This is a genomic window from Streptomyces sp. NBC_00490, from assembly GCF_036013645.1.
GTDB lineage: Bacteria > Actinomycetota > Actinomycetes > Streptomycetales > Streptomycetaceae > Streptomyces > Streptomyces canus_F.
Window position 1 is genome coordinate 3,089,753 of record NZ_CP107869.1, and the last position, 21,330, is coordinate 3,111,082.

Annotated in this window: 19 protein-coding genes and 1 pseudogene; 11 read left to right on the forward strand and 9 right to left on the reverse strand. The window is 70.6% G+C overall.

The genetic code is table 11. The annotated features are described in order from the left end of the window. Window positions 1-21 precede the first annotated feature (21 nt). The 5 genes and pseudogenes from whiA to OG381_RS13940 form a co-directional block, all read right to left on the reverse strand. Window positions 22-1,011: a DNA-binding protein WhiA gene (whiA, locus tag OG381_RS13920; RefSeq protein ID WP_327716421.1), complete on the reverse strand. Its 990-nt coding sequence runs from the start codon at window positions 1,009-1,011 to the stop codon at window positions 22-24. Then, a complete protein-coding gene (locus OG381_RS13925; protein ID WP_266828694.1) occupies window positions 1,002-2,069 on the reverse strand; it encodes a gluconeogenesis factor YvcK family protein in 1,068 nt (355 codons plus the stop codon). Before OG381_RS13925 ends, whiA begins: the two co-directional genes overlap by 10 nt. Then, window positions 2,066-3,025, reverse strand: coding sequence for an RNase adapter RapZ (gene rapZ / locus OG381_RS13930; protein WP_307032236.1), 960 nt, complete (start codon window positions 3,023-3,025; stop codon window positions 2,066-2,068). The genes OG381_RS13925 and rapZ overlap by 4 nt, the downstream gene beginning before the upstream one ends. Then, window positions 3,022-5,082, reverse strand: a complete 2,061-nt coding sequence (uvrC, locus tag OG381_RS13935; RefSeq protein ID WP_327722458.1) for an excinuclease ABC subunit UvrC — start codon at window positions 5,080-5,082, stop codon at window positions 3,022-3,024. Before uvrC ends, rapZ begins: the two co-directional genes overlap by 4 nt. Window positions 5,083-5,160: 78 nt before the next feature. Further along, window positions 5,161-5,320 (reverse strand): annotated as a pseudogene (locus OG381_RS13940) (DNA-binding response regulator); the annotation flags it as partial. A gap of 1 nt (window position 5,321) precedes the next feature. Between OG381_RS13940 and OG381_RS13945 the strand changes: the two are divergent. From OG381_RS13945 to OG381_RS13960, 4 genes are all read left to right on the forward strand, one after another. Beyond that, on the forward strand, window positions 5,322-5,660 hold the full coding sequence (locus OG381_RS13945; protein ID WP_327716422.1) for a hypothetical protein: 339 nt from the start codon (window positions 5,322-5,324) through the stop codon (window positions 5,658-5,660). Window positions 5,661-5,857: 197 nt separating this feature from the next. After that, window positions 5,858-6,814, forward strand: a complete 957-nt coding sequence (locus OG381_RS13950) for a hypothetical protein (RefSeq protein WP_307032222.1) — start codon at window positions 5,858-5,860, stop codon at window positions 6,812-6,814. Between the two features lie 128 nt (window positions 6,815-6,942). Beyond that, window positions 6,943-7,965 carry a LacI family DNA-binding transcriptional regulator gene (locus tag OG381_RS13955; protein ID WP_327716423.1) on the forward strand — a complete coding sequence of 341 codons (1,023 nt, stop codon included), beginning with the start codon at window positions 6,943-6,945 and terminating at the stop codon, window positions 7,963-7,965. 181 nt (window positions 7,966-8,146) lie between these two features. Next, window positions 8,147-9,058, forward strand: a complete 912-nt coding sequence (locus OG381_RS13960) for a carbohydrate kinase family protein (protein ID WP_327716424.1) — start codon at window positions 8,147-8,149, stop codon at window positions 9,056-9,058. A gap of 159 nt (window positions 9,059-9,217) precedes the next feature. Here OG381_RS13960 and uvrA read toward each other — a convergent pair whose 3' ends face one another. Beyond that, complete coding sequence (uvrA, locus tag OG381_RS13965) at window positions 9,218-12,256, reverse strand: excinuclease ABC subunit UvrA (protein ID WP_327716425.1); 3,039 nt, start codon at window positions 12,254-12,256, stop codon at window positions 9,218-9,220. 224 nt (window positions 12,257-12,480) lie between these two features. Between uvrA and OG381_RS13970 the strand changes: the two genes are divergently transcribed. The 5 genes from OG381_RS13970 to OG381_RS13990 all read left to right on the forward strand — a co-directional run bounded on the left by OG381_RS13970 (window position 12,481) and on the right by OG381_RS13990 (window position 16,782). Continuing rightward, window positions 12,481-13,167 (forward strand): maleylpyruvate isomerase family mycothiol-dependent enzyme, encoded by a 687-nt coding sequence (locus OG381_RS13970; RefSeq protein ID WP_327716426.1) that lies wholly within the window; start codon window positions 12,481-12,483, stop codon window positions 13,165-13,167. A 21-nt stretch (window positions 13,168-13,188) separates the two neighbouring features. After that, window positions 13,189-13,845, forward strand: coding sequence for an MBL fold metallo-hydrolase (locus OG381_RS13975; protein ID WP_327716427.1), 657 nt, complete (start codon window positions 13,189-13,191; stop codon window positions 13,843-13,845). A 407-nt stretch (window positions 13,846-14,252) separates the two neighbouring features. Continuing rightward, entirely contained in the window at window positions 14,253-15,140 is an 888-nt protein-coding gene (locus OG381_RS13980) for an ABC transporter substrate-binding protein (protein ID WP_307032209.1), read from the forward strand. Next, window positions 15,137-16,033 carry an amino acid ABC transporter permease gene (locus OG381_RS13985; RefSeq protein ID WP_327716428.1) on the forward strand — a complete coding sequence of 299 codons (897 nt, stop codon included), beginning with the start codon at window positions 15,137-15,139 and terminating at the stop codon, window positions 16,031-16,033. Before OG381_RS13980 ends, OG381_RS13985 begins: the two co-directional genes overlap by 4 nt. Further along, window positions 16,030-16,782: an amino acid ABC transporter ATP-binding protein gene (locus OG381_RS13990; RefSeq protein ID WP_327716429.1), complete on the forward strand. Its 753-nt coding sequence runs from the start codon at window positions 16,030-16,032 to the stop codon at window positions 16,780-16,782. The genes OG381_RS13985 and OG381_RS13990 overlap by 4 nt, the downstream gene beginning before the upstream one ends. A gap of 25 nt (window positions 16,783-16,807) precedes the next feature. Here OG381_RS13990 and aroQ read toward each other — a convergent pair whose 3' ends face one another. Beyond that, a complete protein-coding gene (aroQ, locus tag OG381_RS13995; protein ID WP_327716430.1) occupies window positions 16,808-17,281 on the reverse strand; it encodes a type II 3-dehydroquinate dehydratase in 474 nt (157 codons plus the stop codon). Window positions 17,282-17,385: 104 nt separating this feature from the next. Here aroQ and OG381_RS14000 point away from each other — a divergent pair, with 104 nt between their 5' ends. Together OG381_RS14000 and OG381_RS14005 are read left to right on the forward strand one after the other, a co-directional pair. After that, entirely contained in the window at window positions 17,386-18,432 is a 1,047-nt protein-coding gene (locus OG381_RS14000) for a S66 family peptidase (RefSeq protein WP_327716432.1), read from the forward strand. Between the two features lie 51 nt (window positions 18,433-18,483). Then, on the forward strand, window positions 18,484-19,797 hold the full coding sequence (locus tag OG381_RS14005) for an MFS transporter (RefSeq protein ID WP_327716433.1): 1,314 nt from the start codon (window positions 18,484-18,486) through the stop codon (window positions 19,795-19,797). Window positions 19,798-19,836: 39 nt separating this feature from the next. On the opposite strand, the gene OG381_RS14010 is transcribed toward OG381_RS14005, so the two are convergent. Together OG381_RS14010 and OG381_RS14015 are read right to left on the reverse strand one after the other, a co-directional pair. After that, window positions 19,837-20,937, reverse strand: coding sequence for a calcium:proton antiporter (locus OG381_RS14010; protein WP_327716434.1), 1,101 nt, complete (start codon window positions 20,935-20,937; stop codon window positions 19,837-19,839). A gap of 60 nt (window positions 20,938-20,997) precedes the next feature. Beyond that, entirely contained in the window at window positions 20,998-21,312 is a 315-nt protein-coding gene (locus tag OG381_RS14015) for a hypothetical protein (protein WP_327716435.1), read from the reverse strand. Window positions 21,313-21,330: the final 18 nt, after the last annotated feature.

Here is a 21,330-nt window from a genome sequence, read left to right on the forward strand (position 1 = left end):
CACCGGCGTGGTGACGGTGAGTCAGCCCACGAAGTTGTCGGCCATCTCCTCGGTGATGCTGGATTCCGTGCCCGGAATGCCGAGATCCTGGGCCCGCTTGTCGGCCATCGCCAGCAGTCGGCGGATCCGGCCGGCGACGGCGTCCTTGGTCAGCGGCGGGTCGGCGAGCGCACCGAGCTCCTCCAGGGAGGCCTGCTTGTGATCCATGCGCAGGCGTCCGGCGGCCGCGAGGTGCTCGGGGACCTCGTCGCCGAGGATCTCCAGCGCGCGCTGGACCCGGGCACCGGCGGCGACGGCAGCACGCGCCGAGCGACGCAGGTTGGCGTCGTCGAAGTTGGCGAGACGGTTCGCCGTGGCCCGCACCTCGCGCCGCATCCGGCGCTCCTCCCAGGCCAGCACCGACTCATGGGCGCCGAGCCGGGTGAGCAGCGCCCCGATCGCGTCGCCGTCGCGGACGACCACCCGGTCCACCCCGCGCACCTCGCGGGCCTTCGCGGCGATGGAGAGCCGACGAGCGGCGCCGACCAGGGCGAGCGCGGCCTCCGGACCCGGGCAGGTCACCTCCAGCGAGGAGGAACGACCGGGCTCGGTCAGGGAGCCGTGCGCCAGGAAGGCCCCGCGCCAGGCGGCCTCGGCATCGCAGGTGGCCCCGGAGACGACCTGCGGGGGCAGACCGCGGATCGGGCGCCCCCGGCCGTCGACCAGGCCGGTCTGCCGGGCCAGCTGGTCACCACCGGCGACCACGCGCACCACGTAACGCGAACCGCGGCGCAGTCCGCCCGGAGCCATCACGATCAGCTCGGAGCTGTGGCCGAAGATCTCCAGGATGTCCCGCTTGAGCCGACGGGCCGCCATCGCGGTGTCCAGCTCCGCCTCGATCACGATGCGCCCGCTCACCAGGTGGAGGCCGCCGGCGAACCGCAGAATGGCGGAGACCTCCGCCTTTCTGCAGCAGGTACGGGTGACGGGGAGCCGGGAGATCTCATCCTTCACCGCTGCCGTCATCGCCATGGGCCGATCCTTCCATGCATCCGAAAAATACGGTCGTACGCGGCGGCCAACAGCTCCGGGTCGTGCCTCGGGGTCCCATCGGGCCGGGCCACCGGCGCCAGCTCGACCGCGGCACCGAACCGCTTGGCGGCATCGGTCAGGGAATCGCGGTCGGGCACGGCGGCCTGGTCGGCCAGCACCACGTCCAGGGCGAGTTTAGGGGCGTGTCGTCCCAAAACCTCCAAATGACGCTGCGGGGAGAAGCCATCGGTTTCTCCGGGCTGCGGTGCGAGGTTCAGCGAGAGCACCCGGCGCGCCTTCGTCTGGGTGAGGGCGTCCAGGAGTTCGGGCACCAGCAGATGCGGGATGACCGAGGAGAACCAGGAGCCGGGTCCGAGCACCACCCAGTCCGCGTCGAGGACGGCGGCGACGGCCTCGGGGACGGCGGGCGGGTCGTGCGGGACGACGTGCACGGACTGCACCTCGCCGGGGGTGAGGGCGACGGTCGCCTGTCCCCGGACGGTGTCCACGTCCTCGGGCCGCTCCGGGTCATGCCCCTTGACCAGGGCCTGGAGCTCCAGGGGTACGGCGGACATGGGCAGCACCCGGCCGTGCGCGCCCAGCAGCCTGCCGACCAGGTCGAGGGCCTGGACAGGGTCGCCGAGCTGCTCCCACAGGGCGACGATCAGCACGTTGCCGACCGCGTGGTCATGCAGGTCGCCCTTGGACTGGAAGCGGTGCTGGATGACACGGGCCCAGGTCTGGCCCCAGTCGTCGTCGCCGCACAGCGCGGCCAGCGCCTTGCGCAGATCGCCGGGCGGCAGTACGCCCAGCTCGTCGCGGAGCCGCCCGCTGGAGCCGCCGTCGTCGGCCACGGTGACGACGGCGGTGAGGTCGCCGGTGATCCGGCGCAGTGCGGCGAGCGAGGCGGACAGGCCCATGCCGCCGCCGAGCGCGACGACCTTGGGCTGGGCGCCGCGGCGGCGCGGCTTGGCGCCGCGGGCCTCCACGGGGCGGGTCGCGCGTCCCTCGGGCACGACCCGGCGCAGCCTGCTCAGCCGCGGAGAACGTCCTGTCATTCCCGTCCCATGTCCCGGTGTACGACCACCGTCTCCACGCCCTGGGAGGCGAGTCGGGCGGCGAGCTTCTCGGAGGTGGCGACGGAGCGGTGCTTGCCGCCGGTGCAGCCGACGGCGATCGTCACGTACCGCTTGCCCTCGCGGCGGTAGCCGGCGGCGATGAGCTGGAGCAGCTCGGAGTAGCGGTCGATGAACTCCTTCGCGCCGGGCTGGTTGAAGACGTACGCCGACACCTCCTCGTTGAGGCCGGTGAAGGGGCGCAGCTCCGGGACCCAGTGCGGGTTGGGCAGGAACCGCATGTCCACGACCAGGTCGGCGTCGACCGGGAGGCCGTACTTGAAGCCGAAGGACATGACGGTGGCCCGCAGCTCGGGCTCCTCCTCGCCGGCGAACTGGGCGTCCATCTTGGCGCGCAGCTCGTGGACGTTGAGGCTGGAGGTGTCGATGACCAGGTCGGCGTCGCCGCGCAGCTCGCGCAGCAGCTCGCGCTCGGCGTCGATGCCGTCGACGATGCGGCCGTCGCCCTGGAGGGGATGCGGGCGGCGCACCGACTCGAAGCGGCGGACCAGGGCCTCGTCGGAGGACTCCAGGAAGACGATCCGCCGGGTGACGTGCTTGGCCTCGAGGTCGGCGAGGGATTCGCGCAGGTTGTCGAAGAAGCGGCGGCCGCGGACGTCGACGACGACCGCGATCCGGGCGACGTTGCCCTGGGAGCGGGCGCCGAGCTCCACCATGGTGGGGATCAGCGCGGGCGGCAGGTTGTCGACGACGAACCAGCCGAGGTCCTCCAGACACTTGGCGGCGGTCGACCGGCCGGCTCCGGACATGCCGGAGATGATCACCAGCTCGGGGATGGCCGCCTCGGGGAGTCCGGCGGGCTCGCCGGTCGTGCCCGTGCTCACTTGTGCTCCGTCTCCGTCTTGGCTCTGTTGGCCTTCGTTCTCGTTCACACTCATGTCTCCTGCCCCCGTCGTTCGTCCGGGGTGCCCGCCGTCACGGGCTCCCCACCGGAACCCATGGTGTCGGGTTCCTCTTCCATGATCTCTCCAGTAGCTGTGTTCACCGCGGGCGCGGCGGGTGCCGCCTGGGCGAGGGCCACGGCGATGGTCTCTGCCGTTTTGCGGCCTATGCCGGGGACCTCGCAGATCTGGTCGATGGTGGCAGATCGAAGTTTCTTCAACGAGCCGAAATGTTTGAGAAGCGCCTGCTTGCGTGTCTCACCGAGGCCCGGGACGTCGTCCAGGGGGCTCGCCCGGAACCGCTTGGCCCGCTTGGCGCGCTGGTAGGTGATCGCGAAGCGGTGGGCCTCGTCGCGGACGCGCTGGAGCAGATAGAGGCCCTCGCTGGTGCGGGGCAGGACCACCGGGTCGTCCTCGTCGGGCAGCCAGACCTCCTCCAGGCGCTTGGCGAGGCCGCAGACGGCGATGTCGTCGATGCCGAGCTCGTCCAGGGCCTTCTTGGCCGCGGCGACCTGGGGCTGTCCGCCGTCGACGACGAGGAGCTGGGGCGGGTAGGCGAACTTCTTGGGGCGGCCGTCGTCCTCCTTGAGGCCGTTGCCGGGCTCACCGGCGAGGCCGTCCTCGTGGCCGTCCTCCACCCACTCGCCGGTCTTCTCCTTCTCGGCGAGATAGCGCCGGAAGCGGCGGCTGATCACCTCGTGCATCGAGCGGACGTCGTCCTGGCCCTCGAAGCCCTTGATCTGGAAGCGGCGGTACTCGCTCTTGCGCTGCAGACCGTCCTCGAAGACGACCATGGAGGCCACGACGTCGTCGCCCTGGAGGTGCGAGATGTCGAAGCACTCGATCCGCAGCGGCGCGCTGTCCAGGTCGAGGGCCCCGGCGATCTCCTCCAGCGCGCGCGAGCGCGTGGTCAGGTCGGAGGCACGCTTGGTCTTGTGCAGCGCGAGGGTCTGCAGGGCGTTGCGCTGCACGGTCTCCATCAGCGCCTTCTTGTCGCCGCGCTGCGGGATGCGCAGCGAGACGTTCGAACCCCGGCGGCCGGTGAGCCACTCCTGGACCGGCTCGACGGGGTCGGGCAGGGCCGGGACGAGGACCTCCTTGGGGACGGAGTCCCCGCTCTCCTCGCCGTAGAGCTGCTGGAGGGCGTGCTCGACGAGGGCGCCTGTGGTGATCTCCTCGACCTTGTCGGTGACCCAGCCACGCTGGCCGCGCACGCGTCCGCCGCGGACGTGGAAGATCTGCACGGCGGCTTCGAGCTCGTCCTCGGCGACCGCGATGAGGTCGGCGTCGGTCGCGTCGGCGAGCACGACGGCGCTCTTCTCCATGGCCTTCTTCAGGGCCTCGATGTCGTCGCGCAGGCGGGCCGCCCGCTCGTACTCCATCTCCTCGGCCGCCTCCGTCATCTGCTTCTCCAGGCGGCGCAGATACGTCCCGGTCCGGCCTGCCATGAAGTCGCCGAAGTCCTCGGCGAGTTCGCGGTGCTCGTCGGCGGAGACGCGGCCCACGCAGGGCGCGGAGCACTTTCCGATGTAGCCGAGGAGGCAGGGGCGGCCGGTGCGGGCGGCGTTCTTGAACACGCCGGCGGAGCAGGTGCGGACGGGGAAGACACGCAGCAGGAGGTCGACGGTGTCGCGGATCGCCCACGCGTGTCCGTAGGGCCCGAAGTACCTGACGCCCTTCTTCTTGTGACCGCGCATCACCTGTACGCGCGGGAACTCCTCGTTCATCGTCACCGCGAGGTACGGGTAGCTCTTGTCGTCGCGGTACTTGACGTTGAACCGGGGGTCGTACTCCTTGATCCAGGAGTACTCCAGCTGCAGGGCCTCGACCTCCGTGGACACCACCGTCCACTCCACGGACGCGGCCGTGGTCACCATCGTGCGGGTGCGGGGGTGCAGGCTCGCCAGGTCCTGGAAGTAGTTCGCCAGGCGCTGGCGCAGGCTCTTCGCCTTTCCGACGTAGATCACCCGGCGGTGCTCGTCGCGGAATCGGTAGACCCCGGGAGAGTCCGGGATCTGTCCCGGCCTGGGGCGGTAACTGGAGGGGTCGGCCATGTCTCCCACCCTACTGGCGGGGGCTGACAGTCCGACGGGGCCGGTGACGAGCCGGGGACGAGGGCCGGGCGACCTCGACCTGGACTCCAGGAACGTCAGGACGGCCAGGACCCGGCGATGACCGTCCGTGTCCTCCGTTGGAGCGGTCCTCTGCCATGAGGGCCAGGACCTCACTCTCACGGGAGCTGAGGTGGGACAGGGGGTCGTCGCGGCGCCGGGCCGTGAAGAGTTCGTGGACCGTGCAGGATCGCCGGCTCCGCGCCCTCGCGTTCGGCGGCCTCGATGGCCCGTACGAGGGCGATGTGGGCGTCCGCCGCACGGCCCGAGGTCCGGGTGGGGCTCCCCGATGCGAACACGGCGACATGGTCGAGCAGGGCGTCCTCGATGCCCGCGTAGTCGCGGCGGAGCTCGCCGGCAATGTCACGTCCGTGATCATCCTGATCTCCACACACTCCCCGGACGACTTCGAGGAACTCGTGGCCGCCGGCCCGGCGCGCGGCCTTCTTCACAAGTCCGCGCTCTGCGCACGGGCGATCAGAGACGTACTGGGCAACGACGGCTCGGGCGCGCCGACTTGACTTCTCCAGGCCGTATCCCGGCCAGGAGCGCGTGACTGTTGGGCATGAGGTGTTGTCGGGACTTGGTCAACACGCTTCAATGCGGGGGAACTCGGGATCGTGAAGAACGGCGTACGGATGTGAAGACGCCCCGATCCCGGTGCGAATCCGCACGAACGGTCTGACCAGCCGTCGTGACCACACAGAAAGGCCCCTGCATGCCGCACGCCACACAGCACGGGGACGTCTCCGCCGTCGCCGACGCGGAACTGGACACGGCCCTGCGAGGCGGCCCCTTCCATGTCGCCCTGCGGGCGGCGATAGCCGCCCGCGGACTGCCGCTCCAGCGCGTGCAGCACCATCTGTCGCGCTACGGGGTCAAGGTCGGCGTGACCAGCCTGAGTTACTGGCAGCAGGGTGCGCGCCGCCCCCAGCGCCCCGAGTCGCTGCGCGCGGTGCGGGCCCTGGAGGAGATCCTCCAGCTGCCGGAGGAGTCACTGATCCGGCTTCTCGCCGAGGCTGACGCGCACGCGGCCGGCCAGCGCCCCGCCGTCCGCTCCTACCGTTCCCTGGTCGAGGCCTCCGGCGTACTGGAGCGGCTGCTGGCCGAGCTGGACTCACCGCCGGACGGCGGGCTGCACACCCTCGGGCACCACGAGCGGGTACGGATAGGGGGACGCCGGGAGCTTCTCGGGCGCGAGTCGCACCACATCGTGCGCGCCCACCAGGACGGCGTCGACCGGTTCGTGGCCGTGCACCACGGCGACCCGGGGTGCGTGCCGGAGCGCATGCAGGTGCATGCCCTGGAGAACTGCCGCACGGGACGCGTCCGCTCCCACCACGGGACCGGCGTGTTCGTGGCCGAGCTGCTGTTCGACACCCGGCTGCGGGCCGGCGACACCTTTCTGTTCCGCTACGGCGTCGAGGACGGCACGGCGGGTGTCTCCCGCGAGTACATCCGCGGGTTCGGCCCGTCCGGCGGGCAGTACGCGCTCCAGGTGCGCTTCGACGAGAGCGCCCTGCCGGCCCGCTGCCACAGGTTCACCCAGCACTCGGCGGCGGCCCCGCGCAGCGGGCGCCAGGAACTGGCGCTCACCGGGACGCACCGGTCGGTGCACATCGTCGAGCCGCGGGTGCGGACGGGGATCGTGGGGATCGGCTGGGACTGGGAGTGAGCCGCCTGGGATCCGCCTGACGTAAACGCTTGCGCAAGCGTTTACGTCAGGCGACGGATGAGATACGTTCCTGGCCTGAGCGGTGTCCGCCGAGGCGTGTCGCCCGAGGGCTGTCCAGGAGGAGCGTCATGCCGACCATGGCCGATGTCGCACGCTGTGCGGGCGTGTCCGTGGCGACCGTCTCGCACGTGCTCAACGACACCCGACCGGTGCTCCCGCACACCCGCCAGGCCGTCCTGGACGCCATCGACGAGCTCGGCTACACACCCAACACCCTGGCCCGCTCCCTGGTGACCTCCCGCACCCGCTCCATCGGGCTCGCGGTGTCGGCGATCACCAATCCGTACTTCACGGAGATCCTCCAGGGCGTCGAGGCGGAGGTCCTGGAGCGCGGCTACAGCCTGCTGATCGCCGATCCGCACGACGACCCCGCCCATGAACGCAAGGTCGTCCAGCTGCTGCACGAGCGGCGGGTGGACGGCATGATCGTCGCGCCCTCCGCGGACCCCGGGGAGCTGCTGGCCTACCTCGGCCGCCATGCCGTCCCCACGGTGCTCCTCGACCGTGTCGTCGACACCGCGCCGCCCTTCGACCAGGTCTGCGCCGAGAACACGGCGCCGATGAGCGAGCTGGTCGCCCATCTCGCCGTGCTCGGCCACCGGCGGATCGGGCTGGTGGCGGGGCTGCCCGGGCTCAGCACCAGCGGTGAGCGGGTCGCCGGGTACCGTGGCGGGCTCGCGGCCGCCGGGCTGCCGTACGACGAACGGCTCGTGGTCCACGGCGACTCCGCGTCGGCCGGTGCCGAGCGGGCCACCGCGGCGCTGCTGGCCCTGCCCGAACCGCCGACGGCGCTCGTCACCGCCAACAACGCGATGACCATCGGCGCGCTGCGCGCCCTGCGCGACCACGGCCTCACCGTGCCCGGCGACGTCGCCCTGTGCTGCTTCGACGACTTCGCCTGGGCCGACCTCTTCTCCCCTCGGCTCACCGCGATCGCCCAGCCCAGCAAGGAGATCGGCGCCCGGGCGGTGCGGGTGCTCCTGGAGCGCCTGGCCGATCCGGACCGGCCGGCCCGGACGGTCCGCCTGCCCTGCGCCCTCGTGCACCGCACGTCGTGCGGGTGCCCCGAGGAGGCGGTGGTGTCCGGATGACCGCTGCCGGAGGGGGCCGAGCTGCTCCGGCGGCCGGCCGAAGTCGCCGGGGTGTCACGACGGCGGTTGCCCGAACAGGCCGGGAGCACCCGACAGGGGCTGCCCGAGGGGCGGTTGCCCTCTCCGCCGCCTGTGCCCGTACCGCGGGAGAGCCCCGCGAGCCCGAGAAAGGAACACGTTCGTGATCGTCGTCGCCGGTGAGGCTCTCATCGACCTGGTACCGCAGGGCACGGGAGCCCTGGCGGGACTGACGCCCGCGCTCGGCGGCGGCCCGTACAACACGGCCGTCGCCCTCGGCCGCCTCGGCTCCCCCGCCGCCTTCTGCTCCCGTACGTCGTCCGACGCGTTCGGCGAGGCCCTGCTCGACGGGCTGCGCCGGACGTCGGTGGACGTGTCGGCGGTGCAGCGCGGGCCGGAACCGACCACTCTGGCGGTCGCCACGATCGACGCGAGCGGCTCGGCCGCCTACTCCTTCTATGTCGAGGGCACCGCCGACCGGCTGTTCACGGCCCCCGCCGCCCTTCCCGCCGGTACGCGCGCGGTGTCCTTCGGCACCTGCTCGCTCGTCCTGGAGCCGGGGGCGAGCGCCTACGAGGAGCTGATGCGGACCGCCGCCGCGCAGGGCGTGTTCACCGCGCTCGACCCGAACATCCGGGCCGGGCTGATCCCCGATCCGGACGCCTACCGGGCCCGGTTCAAGAGCTGGCTGCCGTCGGTGGCCCTGCTCAAGCTCTCCGAGGAGGACGCGCAGTGGCTGGGGGGCACCCCGCACGAGTGGCTGGCCGCGGGACCCTCGGCCGTCGTGATCACTCGGGGCGGTGACGGTCTGACCGCGTTCACCCGGGACGGCTCGGAGCACTCCGTGCCGGGCGAGAAGGTCGACGTCGTCGACACGATCGGGGCCGGTGACACGGTGAATGCGGCACTCCTGCACGGCCTGTCCGTCCGGGACGCCCTGTCCGCCGAGGCGCTCCTGGGACTGGGCGCCGACGGCTGGACGAGGCTGCTGCGATTCGCGGCGCGGGCAGCCGCGATCACCTGCTCCCGGGCGGGGGCGGAACCGCCGTACGCCTCCGAACTCGGGGACGTGTAGGGGGCGTTCGGCCTTCCGCCGATTCCACTGTTCAGGAGTCAAGGTGCGTCGCGGCCGCAGGGATCGGGCGGCTGATCCTGCAACGATCGGCGCCCCGCGGGGAGTTCCCACGGGGCGCCGAACTTTTCCGTATTTCTCAGGACCTGTCCCCTATGGGGTTCAGGCCTTGCGGGCCCGCGTCGCCTTCTTCGCGGGTGCCGCCTTCTTGGTGACGGCGGCCGCCTTCTTGGTCGCCGCGGTGCCGGCGGCCTTGGTCGTCCTCGCCGTGGCCGTCTTCTTCGCCGCGGTCTTGGCGGCGACGGTCTTCCTGGCCGCCGCCTTGCGCGGGGCCTTCACCGAGGACGCGTCGCTGATCCGGTCGGCGCCCAGAACCTCCCGCAGGAACTTGCCGGTGTGGCTGGCGGGGACTCCGGCGACCTCCTCGGGGGTGCCCTCGGCGACGACGAGACCGCCGCCCGCGCCACCCTCGGGGCCCATGTCGACGACCCAGTCGGCGGTCTTGATCACGTCGAGGTTGTGCTCGATGACGATGACCGTGTTGCCCTTGTCGACCAGGCCGGCGAGGACCTTCAGCAGCTTGCTGATGTCCTCGAAGTGCAGACCGGTGGTCGGTTCGTCCAGGACGTAGACCGTGCGTCCGGTGGAGCGCTTCTGCAGCTCGCTGGCGAGCTTCACGCGCTGGGCCTCGCCGCCGGACAGCGTGGTCGCGGACTGGCCGAGGCGGACATAACCGAGACCGACGTCGTTGAGCGTCTTGAGGTGGCGGTTGATCGCCGGAACGGCCTCGAAGAAGTGCATGGCTTCCTCGATGGGCATGTTCAGGACCTCGGCGATGGACCTGCCCTTGTAGTGGACCTCCAGGGTCTCCCGGTTGTACCGGGCACCGTGGCAGACCTCGCACGGGACATACACGTCCGGGAGGAAGTTCATCTCGATCTTGATCGTGCCGTCGCCCGAGCAGTTCTCGCAGCGGCCGCCCTTGACGTTGAAGGAGAAGCGGCCGGGCAGATAGCCGCGGACCTTCGCCTCGGTGGTCTCGGCGAACAGCTTGCGGACGTGGTCGAAGACGCCGGTGTACGTCGCCGGGTTGGACCGCGGGGTGCGGCCGATGGGCGACTGGTCGACGTGCACGACCTTGTCGACGAGGTCGTCGCCGTCCACGCGCGTGTGGCGTCCCGGGACGCTCCTGGCGCCGTTCAGCTCACGGGCCAGGTGGGTGTACAGGATGTCGTTGACCAGCGTGGACTTGCCGGAGCCGGAGACGCCGGTGACCGCGGTGAACACACCGAGCGGGAACGAGACGTCGATGTCCTGGAGGTTGTTCTCCCGGGCACCGTGCACCGTGAGCCGGCGGGACGGGTCCTGCGGGCGCCGGATGTCGGGGAGCGGGATCGCCTTCTTGCCGGACAGGTACTGGCCGGTCATGGACTCGTCGTTGGTGAGCAGCTCCTTCAGGGAGCCGCTGTGCACGACCTTGCCGCCGTGCTCACCGGCGCCGGGGCCGATGTCGACGATCCAGTCGGCGACCTTGATGGTGTCCTCGTCGTGCTCGACGACGATGAGCGTGTTGCCCATGTCGCGCAGCCGGACCAGGGTCTCGATCAGCCGGTGGTTGTCGCGCTGGTGCAGACCGATGGACGGCTCGTCCAGGACGTAGAGCACGCCGACGAGGCCGGAGCCGATCTGGGTGGCCAGGCGGATGCGCTGGGCCTCGCCGCCGGACAGGGTGCCGGCCGCGCGGTTGAGCGAGAGGTAGTCGAGGCCGACGTCGACGAGGAACTTCAGCCGCTCGTTGACCTCCTTCAGCACCCGCTCGGCGATCTTCTTGTCGCGGTTGTTGAGCTTCAGCTCGCCCAGGAAGTCCGCGCAGTCGCTGATGGACATCGCGGAGACCTCGGCGATGGACTTCCCCATCACCGTGACCGCGAGGACGATCGGCTTGAGGCGGGTGCCCTCACAGGTGGGGCAGGGCACCTCGCGCATGTAGCCCTCGAAGCGCTCACGGCTGGCGTCGCTCTCGGACTCGCTGTGCCGGCGCTTGACGAAGGGGACGGCCCCTTCGAACGGCGTCGTGTAGACCCGCTCGCGGCCGTACCGGTTCCGGTAGCGGACCTCGATCTGCGTCTTGTGGCCGTGGAGAAGGGCCTTCTTGGCGCGCTGGGGCAGGCCCGCGAAGGGGATGTCGGTCCGGAAGCCCAGCGCGTCCGCGAGGGCGCCGATCAGCCGGCTGAAGTAATCCTTGGTGTGGCCGTGCGACCAGGGGTGGATGGCGCCCTCGTCGAGGGACTTGTCCTCGTCGGGGACGATCAGCTCGGGGTCGACCTCCATACGGGTGCCGATGCCGCTGCACTCGGGGCAGGCGCCGAAGGGGGAGTTGAAGGAGAAGGAACGCGGCTCCAGCTCCTCGAAGGACAGGTCGTCGTACGCGCAGTACAGGTGCTCCGAGTACAGGCGCTCGCGCTCGGGGTCGTCCGCGGGGAGGTCGACGAAGTCGAGGACGACCATGCCGCCGGCCAGGCCGAGGGCGGTCTCCACGGAGTCGGTGAGCCGGCGCTTGGCGGACTCCTTCACCGTGAGGCGGTCGATGACCACCTCGATGGTGTGCTTCTCCTGCTTCTTCAGTGTGGGCGGCTCGGAGAGCTGGATGATCTCGCCGTCCACGCGCGCGCGGCTGTAGCCCTTGGTCTGGAGGTCGGCGAAGAGGTCGACGAACTCGCCCTTGCGCTCGCGCACCAGCGGCGACAGCACCTGGAAGCGGCTCCCCTCCGGCAGCTCCAGGACCTTGTCGACGATGGCCTGCGGCGACTGGCGCGCGATCGGGCGGCCGCACTCGGGGCAGTGCGGCTTGCCGATCCGCGCGAAGAGCAGCCGGAGGTAGTCGTAGACCTCGGTGATGGTGCCGACCGTCGAGCGCGGGTTGCGAGAGGTCGACTTCTGGTCGATGGAGACCGCGGGCGAGAGGCCCTCGATGAAGTCGACGTCCGGCTTGTCCATCTGGCCGAGGAACTGGCGGGCGTACGAGGAGAGCGACTCCACGTACCGACGCTGACCTTCGGCGAAGATCGTGTCGAAGGCCAGGGAGGACTTGCCCGACCCGGACAGGCCCGTGAAGACGATGAGCGAGTCACGCGGCAGGTCGAGCGAGACGTTCTTGAGGTTGTGCTCGCGCGCGCCACGGACGATGAGACGGTCGGCCACGCCGGTCCGCACCTTTCTTGAGAAGAAGTGACAGGGGCGGGGCCCCCGTGCTTTTTCAGACTAGGGGGAGCCACTGACAACGCCGGTCGGATTCCCGGATGCATAACAATCCCCGGCTATCCAGCATGCCCGACGCCGCTGTCGACCATATAGCACGTGCATTCGATTTACGGCACTGCTTCACCACCTTCACCCAAAGGTGTGGCGGGACTAATGTCAGCAGCATGATTGATCACGCGCATGACCTGGCGTCTGTACGTGACGCGACGGAGCGGCTGCTCACCGCAGCCGCCAAACTGGACAACGCGTCTGTGACGGAGCCGTCACGGCTTCCCGGGTGGACCCGCGGTCACGTCCTCGCCCACCTGGCCCGCAACGCGGACGCCCTGGTGAACGTTCTGGAGGGCCGGCCGATGTACGTCTCCGGGAAGGCCCGGGACGCCGAGATCGGCCGGGACGCCCCGCGCCCCCTCGACATCCAGCTCACGGACGTCCGTGACAGCGCCGCCCGCTTCCAGGAGGCGGGAGCCGCCCCGGCCGACTGGTCGCGCATCGTGCAGCTGCGCAACGGGGTCACCGACTCGGCGGCCCGGGTGCCGTTCCGGCGGTGGGTGGAGGTGGAGCTGCACCATGTGGACCTCGGGATCGGGTACGAGCTGGAGGACGTGCCCGCGGAGTTCGCGGGCCGGGAGATCGCCTTCCTCGCCGAGCGGTTCACCGGGCACCCCGACGTACCGCCGACCCGCCTGACGGACGACACGCGCGTGTGGACCACGGGCCGGGTGGCGGAGGCGATCGTGGTCACGGTGACGGGATCCCCCGCGGACCTGCTCGGCTGGCTCGCCGGGCGCCGCGACGGATCGGTGCTGAGCGTGGAGGGCGGAAGGCTTCCGGAGCTTCCTCCGCTGTAGGGGCGCCCTAGACTGACCGCCATGACGTACAGCGGACAGGTCACGGTCGGCGGCCCGGCGGACGTGCACGAACTCAAGGACCTGATGATCACCAAGATCGCGGTCGGTCCCATGAACAACAACGCCTATCTGCTGCGCTGCCGGGCCACGGACGAACAGCTGCTGATCGACGCGGCCAACGACGCCAAGACGCTGATCGGCATGATCGGTGACGACGGCATCGCGTCCGTCGTCACCACGCACCAGCACGGCGACCACTGGCAGGCCCTCGCCCAGGTCGTCGCCGCCACCGGCGCCCGTACCTACGCGGGCCGGGAGGACGCGGCCGGCATCCCCGTCCCGACCGACGTCCTCCTCGACGACGGCGCCACCCTCCGGGTGGGGCAGGTGGAGCTGACCGCGCGCCATCTGGTCGGACACACGCCGGGGTCGATCGCCCTCGTCTACGACGACCCGCACGGCCACCCCCATGTGTTCACTGGCGACTGTCTCTTCCCCGGCGGCGTGGGCAACACCCGCAAAGATCCTGAGGCGTTCGCGAGCCTGATCCACGACGTGGAGACGAAGATCTTCGACGTCCTGCCGGACGAGACGTGGGTCTACCCCGGCCACGGCGACGACACCTCGCTCGGCGCCGAGCGTCCGCACTTGCCGGAGTGGCACGCGCGCGGATGGTGAACGACGGGGTGCTCGGCCAATCCCCGCGCACCGGCGCGTGACCCACTCGCGCCCGCCCGGGCACAACGGCCCTCGCGCGCCCCGCGCACAACACACCTTTACGCGCCGCGTCTTCGCGCCCCCGGCGCGCATACCTCCGCACGCGCCCCGTGTGAACCGTTCACACACGCCGGTGTCCCGCGCACGCTCCCCGCGCACTTGGTTGCGCGGTCAACTGGTAGCAGCCCCGCACAGGATGACGGCTCCTGCGCGGCAAGGGCCGCCGGTCTTCCGATCCCCGCCCTCGGCCGGCGGCCCCGGCGACCCGCACAGGAGGCGTTCACAAGAACGCAACACCCGTTCCCAGTATGCGGACAAATACCGCCGTGACCTCGACAAACGAGGCGACCTGCTGTCAATCTCCCGCCATGCACCTCGCCCCTCGCGCCCTGCGCCGCGCTGCCGCCGCCGCGACCATAGCCCTGCTCGCCACCGCCGTCGGCTGCGCACCGCAGCCGGAGGAGGACTCGGCCGCCAAGCCTTCGGGGTCGTCGACCGGCACCACGTGCGCCAAGGGGAAGCTGGCCACCGAGACGTCCGGCAAGCTGACGATCGCCACCGACGAGCCCGCGTACGAGCCGTGGTTCAAGGACGACAAGCCCGCCAACGGCAAGGGGTTCGAGTCCGCGGTCGCCTACGCCGTGGCGGAGCAGCTCGGCTACGACAAGAGCGCCGTCGTCTGGCAGAGCGTTCCCTTCAACAAGGCGTTCGCGCCCGGTGAGAAGACCTTCGACTTCGACATCAACCAGGTGTCGATCAGTGCCGAGCGCAAGAAGGCCGTGGACTTCTCGTCCGGCTACTACGACGTGCGCCAGGCCGTCATCGCCCTCAAGGGCACCAAGGCGGCGAAGGCGACGAGCATCGCGGACCTGAAGGGCCTCAAGCTGGGCGCCCAGGTCGGCACGACCAGCCTCAACTACATCGAGGACGTGGTGAAGCCGACGCGGCAGGCCGCCGCCTACGCCAAGAACGACCAGGCCAAGTCCGCCCTGAAGAACGGCCAGGTGGACGCCATCGTCGTCGACCTGCCGACCGCCTTCTACATCACCGCCGCCGAGGTCACCGACGCCGAGATCGTCGGCCAGTTCGAGAATCAGGGCGGCACTCCGGAGCAGTTCGGTCTCGTCCTCGACAAGGGCAGCGCGCTCACCTCCTGCGTCACCGACGCGGTCGACACCCTGCGCGAGAACGGCACGCTGGCGAAGATCGAGCAGCAGTGGCTGTCCGACGCCGTCGACGCCCCGGTGCTCAAGTGACGCTCACGAAGGACGAGTCCGGCGCGGAGTCGCCGGACTCGATCGACACGTACACGCCCTCCGAGCGACGGCTCGAGCGGGAGCGCCACAAGCGGACCCGCTCCCGCCGTGCCACCGCGATCGCCGCGCTGTCGACCCTCGTCACGGCCGTCGTCCTCTACCTGGTCGTCGTCAACGCGCCGGGCTGGCAGCGCACCAAGGAGACCTTCTTCAACGGGGAGTACGCGCGCGAGGCGTTCCCCAAGGTCCTCGAAGGACTGTGGCTCAACCTCCGGCTGCTGCTGATCTGCGGTGTGGCCGTGCTCGTCCTCGGCATGCTCATCGCCATCGCCCGCACCCTGCGCGGCCCGGTCTTCTTCCCGCTGCGGGTGCTGGCCGCCGCCTACACGGACTTCTTCCGGGGCCTCCCGCTCATCATCAACCTGATGATCGTGGTCCTGGGCGTCCCGGCGCTGCGACTCCAGGGCGTGACCGTCGACCCGGTGCTGCTGGGCGGCACGGCGCTGACGCTGACGTACTCCGCGTACGTGGCCGAGGTGTTCCGCGCCGGCATCGAGTCCATCCACCCCTCGCAGCGCGCCGCGGCCCGCTCGCTCGGCCTCTCCAACCGGCAGGCGCTGCGGCACGTGGTGCTGCCGCAGGCCGTACGACGCCAGGTACCGCCGCTGCTCAACGACCTGGTGTCGCTGCAGAAGGACACCGGGCTCGTGTCGATCGGCGGTGCGGTGGACGCCGTACGCGCCGCCGACATCATCGTGGGCCGCAGCCTCAACTACACGCCGTACATCGTCGCCGGCCTGGTCTTCGTCGCGCTGACCATTCCGATGACCCGGTTCACGGACTGGGTGACGGCCCGGATGGACCGTCAGCGGGCCCAGGGAGGGACCACATGACCGACGCACCGGTGCTGCGGATGGAGGCCGTCCGCAAGACGTTCGACGACTCGGTCGTGCTGCGGGACGTGGACCTCGAGGTCGCCCCGCACACGGTCACCGCGCTGATCGGCGCCTCCGGCTCCGGCAAGTCCACGCTCCTGCGCTGCGCGAACCTGCTGGAGGAGATCGACGACGGCGCGATCTGGCTGGACGGCGAGGAGATCACCGACCCGCGGGCCGACCAGGACGCGGTACGCCGCCGTATCGGCGTCGTCTTCCAGGCGTACAACCTCTTCCCGCACATGACCGTCCTGGAGAACATCACGCTCGCCCCGCGCCGTGTGCACGGGGTGTCCCGCGCGGAGGCCGAGGAGCGCGGCAGGGAGCTGCTGGAGCGGCTCGGACTCGGTGGCAAGGCGGGCGAGTACCCGGACCGGCTGAGCGGCGGTCAGCAGCAGCGGGTCGCGATCGTGCGCGCCCTGGCCGTACGTCCTCGGCTGCTGCTCCTCGACGAGATCACCGCGGCCCTCGACCCGGAGCTCGTGGGCGAGGTGCTCACCGTCGTCCGTGATCTGAAGGGCGAGGGCATGACCATGGTGCTGGCCACCCATGAGATGGGCTTCGCCCGCGATGTCGCCGACCAGGTCTGTTTTCTGGACGGAGGCGTGGTCCTGGAGAGCGGGACGGCCGAGCAGATCTTCGGTGACCCGCAGCAGGAGCGCACGCAGCGCTTCCTGCGACGGATCGTGGAGGCCGGGCGCCTGTAACAGGCGCCCGCCAGGAGGGCGGGGCTTACGCCTCGGTCTGTCCCGTCCCCGCCAGCGCCGCGACCCGCTCCACACCGAAGGCGTATCCCTGCACGCCACAGCCCGCGATGACGCCGTCGGCGCGCAGCGAGACGTAGGAGTGGTGGCGGAAGGACTCGCGCTGGTGGATGTTGGAGATGTGGACCTCGAGGACCGGCAGTCCGTCGCAGGTGTTGAGTGCGTCCAGAATCGCGACCGACGTGTGCGAGTAGGCGCCGGGGTTGATGACGATCCCGCAGTGGTTCAGCCGCGCCTCGTGGATCCAGTCGACCAGCTCGCCCTCGTGGTTGGACTGCCGGAAGTCCACGGTGCCGCCGTGCGCGGCCGCGGTCTTGGCGCACAGGGCCTCGACGTCGGCCAGGGTGTCGGAACCGTAGATCTCCGGCTGGCGCTGGCCGAGCAGGTTCAGGTTGGGGCCGTTGAGGATCATGATCGGGGCGTTGGCCAGGGTGCGGGGCACGGTTCCTCCGGTCCGGTGGCGGGTGCGCGATCCGTTGAAGACCGCTGCTCAGACCCCGGTTTATCACGGTGCACCCGGAGCGCGGACGGCCGTACCCTCCACGGATGACGACGATCTCGTACCCGCCCAAGCCCTCCCCCGGCGACCGCATAGCCGTCATCTCGGCCGGCGCCGGCCTGCCCGAGCTGTTCCCGCGCCCCTTCGAACTGGGCCTGGAGCGACTGCGCGAGGACTACGGCCTCATCCCGGTTGAGTACCCGACGACCCGCAAGATGGGCACGACTCCGCGAGAGCGCGCCGCCGACATCCACGCCGCCTTCGCCGACCCGGACATCAAGGCGGTCGTGGCGTCGATCGGCGGCGACGACCAGATCACCGTGCTGCCGTATCTGGACCGGGAGTTGATCCGGGCGAACCCGAAGCCGTTCTTCGGGATGAGCGACAACACGAACCTGCTGATGTATCTGCGGAACACGGGGATCGTCGGCTACCACGGGGCGACCGTGATGTGCGAGCTGGGCCGCCCCGGCGCCATGAACCCGCGGACCGCGGACTCCCTGCGGGCCGCGCTGTTCACCTCGGGCGAGTACGAGCTGAGGCCCGCCGACCGCTGGAACGACGTCAACCGCGACTGGGCGGACCCGGCGACCTTCGAAGCGGAGCCGGAGACCAGACCCGGCAACGGCTGGACCTGGGTAAACGCCGACCGGGTAGTCGAGGGCAGGACGTGGGGCGGCTGTCTGGAGATCGTGGGATGGCTGCTGATGGCCGACCGCGAGGTCTCGCACGACCTGAGCGAGTACGACGGCGCAGTACTGCTCCTGGAGACCTCAGAGGACATGCCCAGCGCCACAGAGGTCTTCCGGACGCTCCGGAACATGGGCGAGCGCGGGCTGCTGCACCGCTTCTCGGCGCTGCTGATGGGGCGCGCGAAGACCTGGTCCTTCGAGCGTCCCAACAGCCCGGAGGACGCCGCTCGTTACGGGTCCGAACAGCGCGAGGCCGTACTGCGCGCCATGCGGGACTACGCCCCGGACACCACGATCGTCTTCGACGTCGACTTCGGGCACACCGATCCCCAACTCGTCATCCCCTACGGCGGTCTCGTCCGCGTCGACGGTCCCGCCCGGCGCATCACGGTCACCTACTGACGCACCCGTACGCCCCCGTAACCCGTCGTCACCGTGGGTAGTTGACGCGGCATGCACGACGTACGCACCGTAAGGGCGCCCTCCATGCCGCGGCTCGCGGCCGCCTCGCTCGCCGGGACGGCCATCGAGTTCTACGACTTCTTCGTCTACGGGACCGCGGCGGCACTGGTCCTGGGGCCGCTGTTCTTCCCGACGTTCTCGCCGCTGGCGGGGACGCTGGCCGCCTTCGCCACGTTCGGTGTGGGGTTCGTGGCGCGGCCGCTGGGTTCGGTGCTCTTCGGGCACATCGGGGACCGGCGTGGGCGGCGGCCGGTCCTCGTCGCCTCGTTGCTGCTGACCGGCGGCGCCACGGTCGCGGTCGGCTGTGTGCCGACGTACGACTCGATCGGGGTGACCGCTCCCCTGCTGCTGCTCGTGCTGCGGTTCCTGCAAGGCCTGGGGCTCGGCGGGGAGTGGGGCGGGGCCGTGCTGCTGACGGCCGAGCACGCGCCGCCCGAGCGGCGGGCCCTGTGGTCGAGCTTCCCCCAGATCGGGCCCGCGGTGGGATTTCTGCTCGCCAACGGCGTGATGCTGGTCCTGTCGGCGTCGCTGACCGAGGCGCAGTTCGCCGCGTGGGGGTGGCGGGTGCCGTTCTGGGCGGCCGGGGTGCTGGCCGTGGCGGGGCTGTGGCTGCGGTCGTCGCTCGCCGAGAGTCCCAGCTTCCTCGACATCGACGATCACGCGCGCGTGCCGCTCATCGAGGTCGTGCGCGACCACTGGCGGCTCGTCCTGCTGACGGCCGGGGCGCTCGCGGTCGGGTACGCGATCTTCTACGCCGTCACGACCTGGTCGCTCGCATACGGGACGGAGCGGCTGGGCGTGGGACGTACGGTCATGCTGGCCTGCATCATGGCTGCGGTCGTGGTGAAGGGATCACTCACGCCGGTGGTCGCGTTGCTCGGCGACCGCTACGGGCGGCGGCCGCTGTGTCTGGCGGGGTGCGCGGCGGCGGCCGTGTGGATGTTCCCTATGGTCGCGCTGCTCGCGACCGGCGAGCCGCTGCTGATGTTCCTGGGGTTCCTGGGCGCGATGCTCGCGTTCATCACGATGTTCGCCGTGATCGCCGCGTATCTGCCGGAGCTGTACGAGCCGAGGGTGCGCTGCACGGGCGCCGCGGTCGGCTACAACCTCGGCGGGGTCCTCGGGGGCGCGCTCACGCCGATCGTGGCGACGGCGCTCGCCGAGCGGAGCGGCCGGGTGCCGTGGGGCGTGGGGGCGTATCTGACGGGGATCGCCCTGCTGAGCCTGGGGTGCTTCGCGCTGCTGCCGGAGACACGTCCGGTGCCGGTGGCCGCCGCGGCGGAACCGGAGCCGGCCATGGATTGATCCGGGGAATCGGTCCATGGATTGAGTCGACAGGCCGGTCTACGGATTGATCGCCAGCTCCAGGTAGGCCGCGAACAGCACCAGGTGTACGCCGCCCTGGAGCGGGGTGGCCCGGCCCGGCACCACCGTCAGGGAGCTGACCACCACGGTCAGGGCGAGCAGCACCATGTGGGTGGCGCCCAGGCCCAGGACGAGCGGGCCGTCGAGCCAGATGGAGGCCAGGGCGACGGCGGGAATGGTGAGGCCGATGCTGGCCATCGCGGAGCCGAGCGCGAGGTTGAGGCTGGTCTGCACGCGGTCGCGGCGCGCGGAGCGCAGTGCGGCGATGGTCTCGGGGAGGAGCACCAGCAGGGCGATGATCACGCCGACGACGGCATGCGGCAGTCCGGCCGCGGCCACCCCGGACTCGATGGTGGGCGACACGCCCTTGGCCAGGCCGACGACGCCGATCAATGCCAGTCCCAGCAGCCCGAGGCTGATCCGGGCGGTGCGGGAGGACGGCGCGTCGGCGTGGTCGTCGACGGTGACGACCACGCCCTGGCGGGTGATCGGGAGGAAGTAGTCGCGGTGCCGCACGGTCTGGGTGGCCACGAACAGGCCGTACAGGACCAGTGAGGAGAGCGCGGCGAAGGTCAGCTGGACACCGGAGAACTCGGGGCCCGGCTTGCTGGTCGTGAACGTCGGCAGGACCAGGCTGAGGGTGGCCAGGGTGGCGACGGTCGCGAGGGCGGCGCCGGTGCCCTCGGGGTTGAAGACGGCGATGCCGTGGCGCAGCGAGGCGACCAGGAGGCAGATGCCGACGATGCCGTTGCAGGTGATCATCACGGCCGCGAAGACCGTGTCCCGGGCGAGCGTGGAACTTTTGCCGCCGCCGTCGGCCATCAGGGTGACGATGAGGGCGACTTCGATGATGGTGACGGCCACGGCGAGGACCAGGGAGCCGAAGGGTTCGCCGACCCGGTGCGCGACCACTTCGGCGTGGTGCACGGCGGCCAGGACGGCGCCCGCGAGGACCAGGGTCACCAGGGCGACGATCACGCCCGGCAGATCACGCCCCCAGGTGAGGGCCAGGAGGACGACGGCGAGCACCGGCACGAGGATCGTCCACTGGGTGGTGAGCGACCTGAGCCGAGTGATCATGCAGCGATCGTCGCAGAGGGGGTGGGGCCCCGCACCCTGGCGGTACGGGGCCCGCGGGCCTCACTTGAGCTCGGTGACGTCCACCAGATCGCAGTCCGTGAAGGTCGGTGCCTTGGTGCACAGCGCGGCCATCTGCTCCGCGAACCTGCCCGTCTCCGGGTCGCCGCTGTTGCGCATGGCTTCCTCGTAGGAGTCGAACTCGATCACGACGAGGTAGCGGTTCGGATTGCTGCGGTCCCTCAGCACCATGCGGTGGGTGGGGCCGTCGGTGCGGCCCGCGAACTGTTCCTCCGCCTGTCGGCCCAGTGCCTGCATCTCTTCGATGCGGTCGGTCTCGTAGTCGATGATCTGCACGAACTTCATGGGTGCGTCCATGGTGCCTCCACCCGGTCA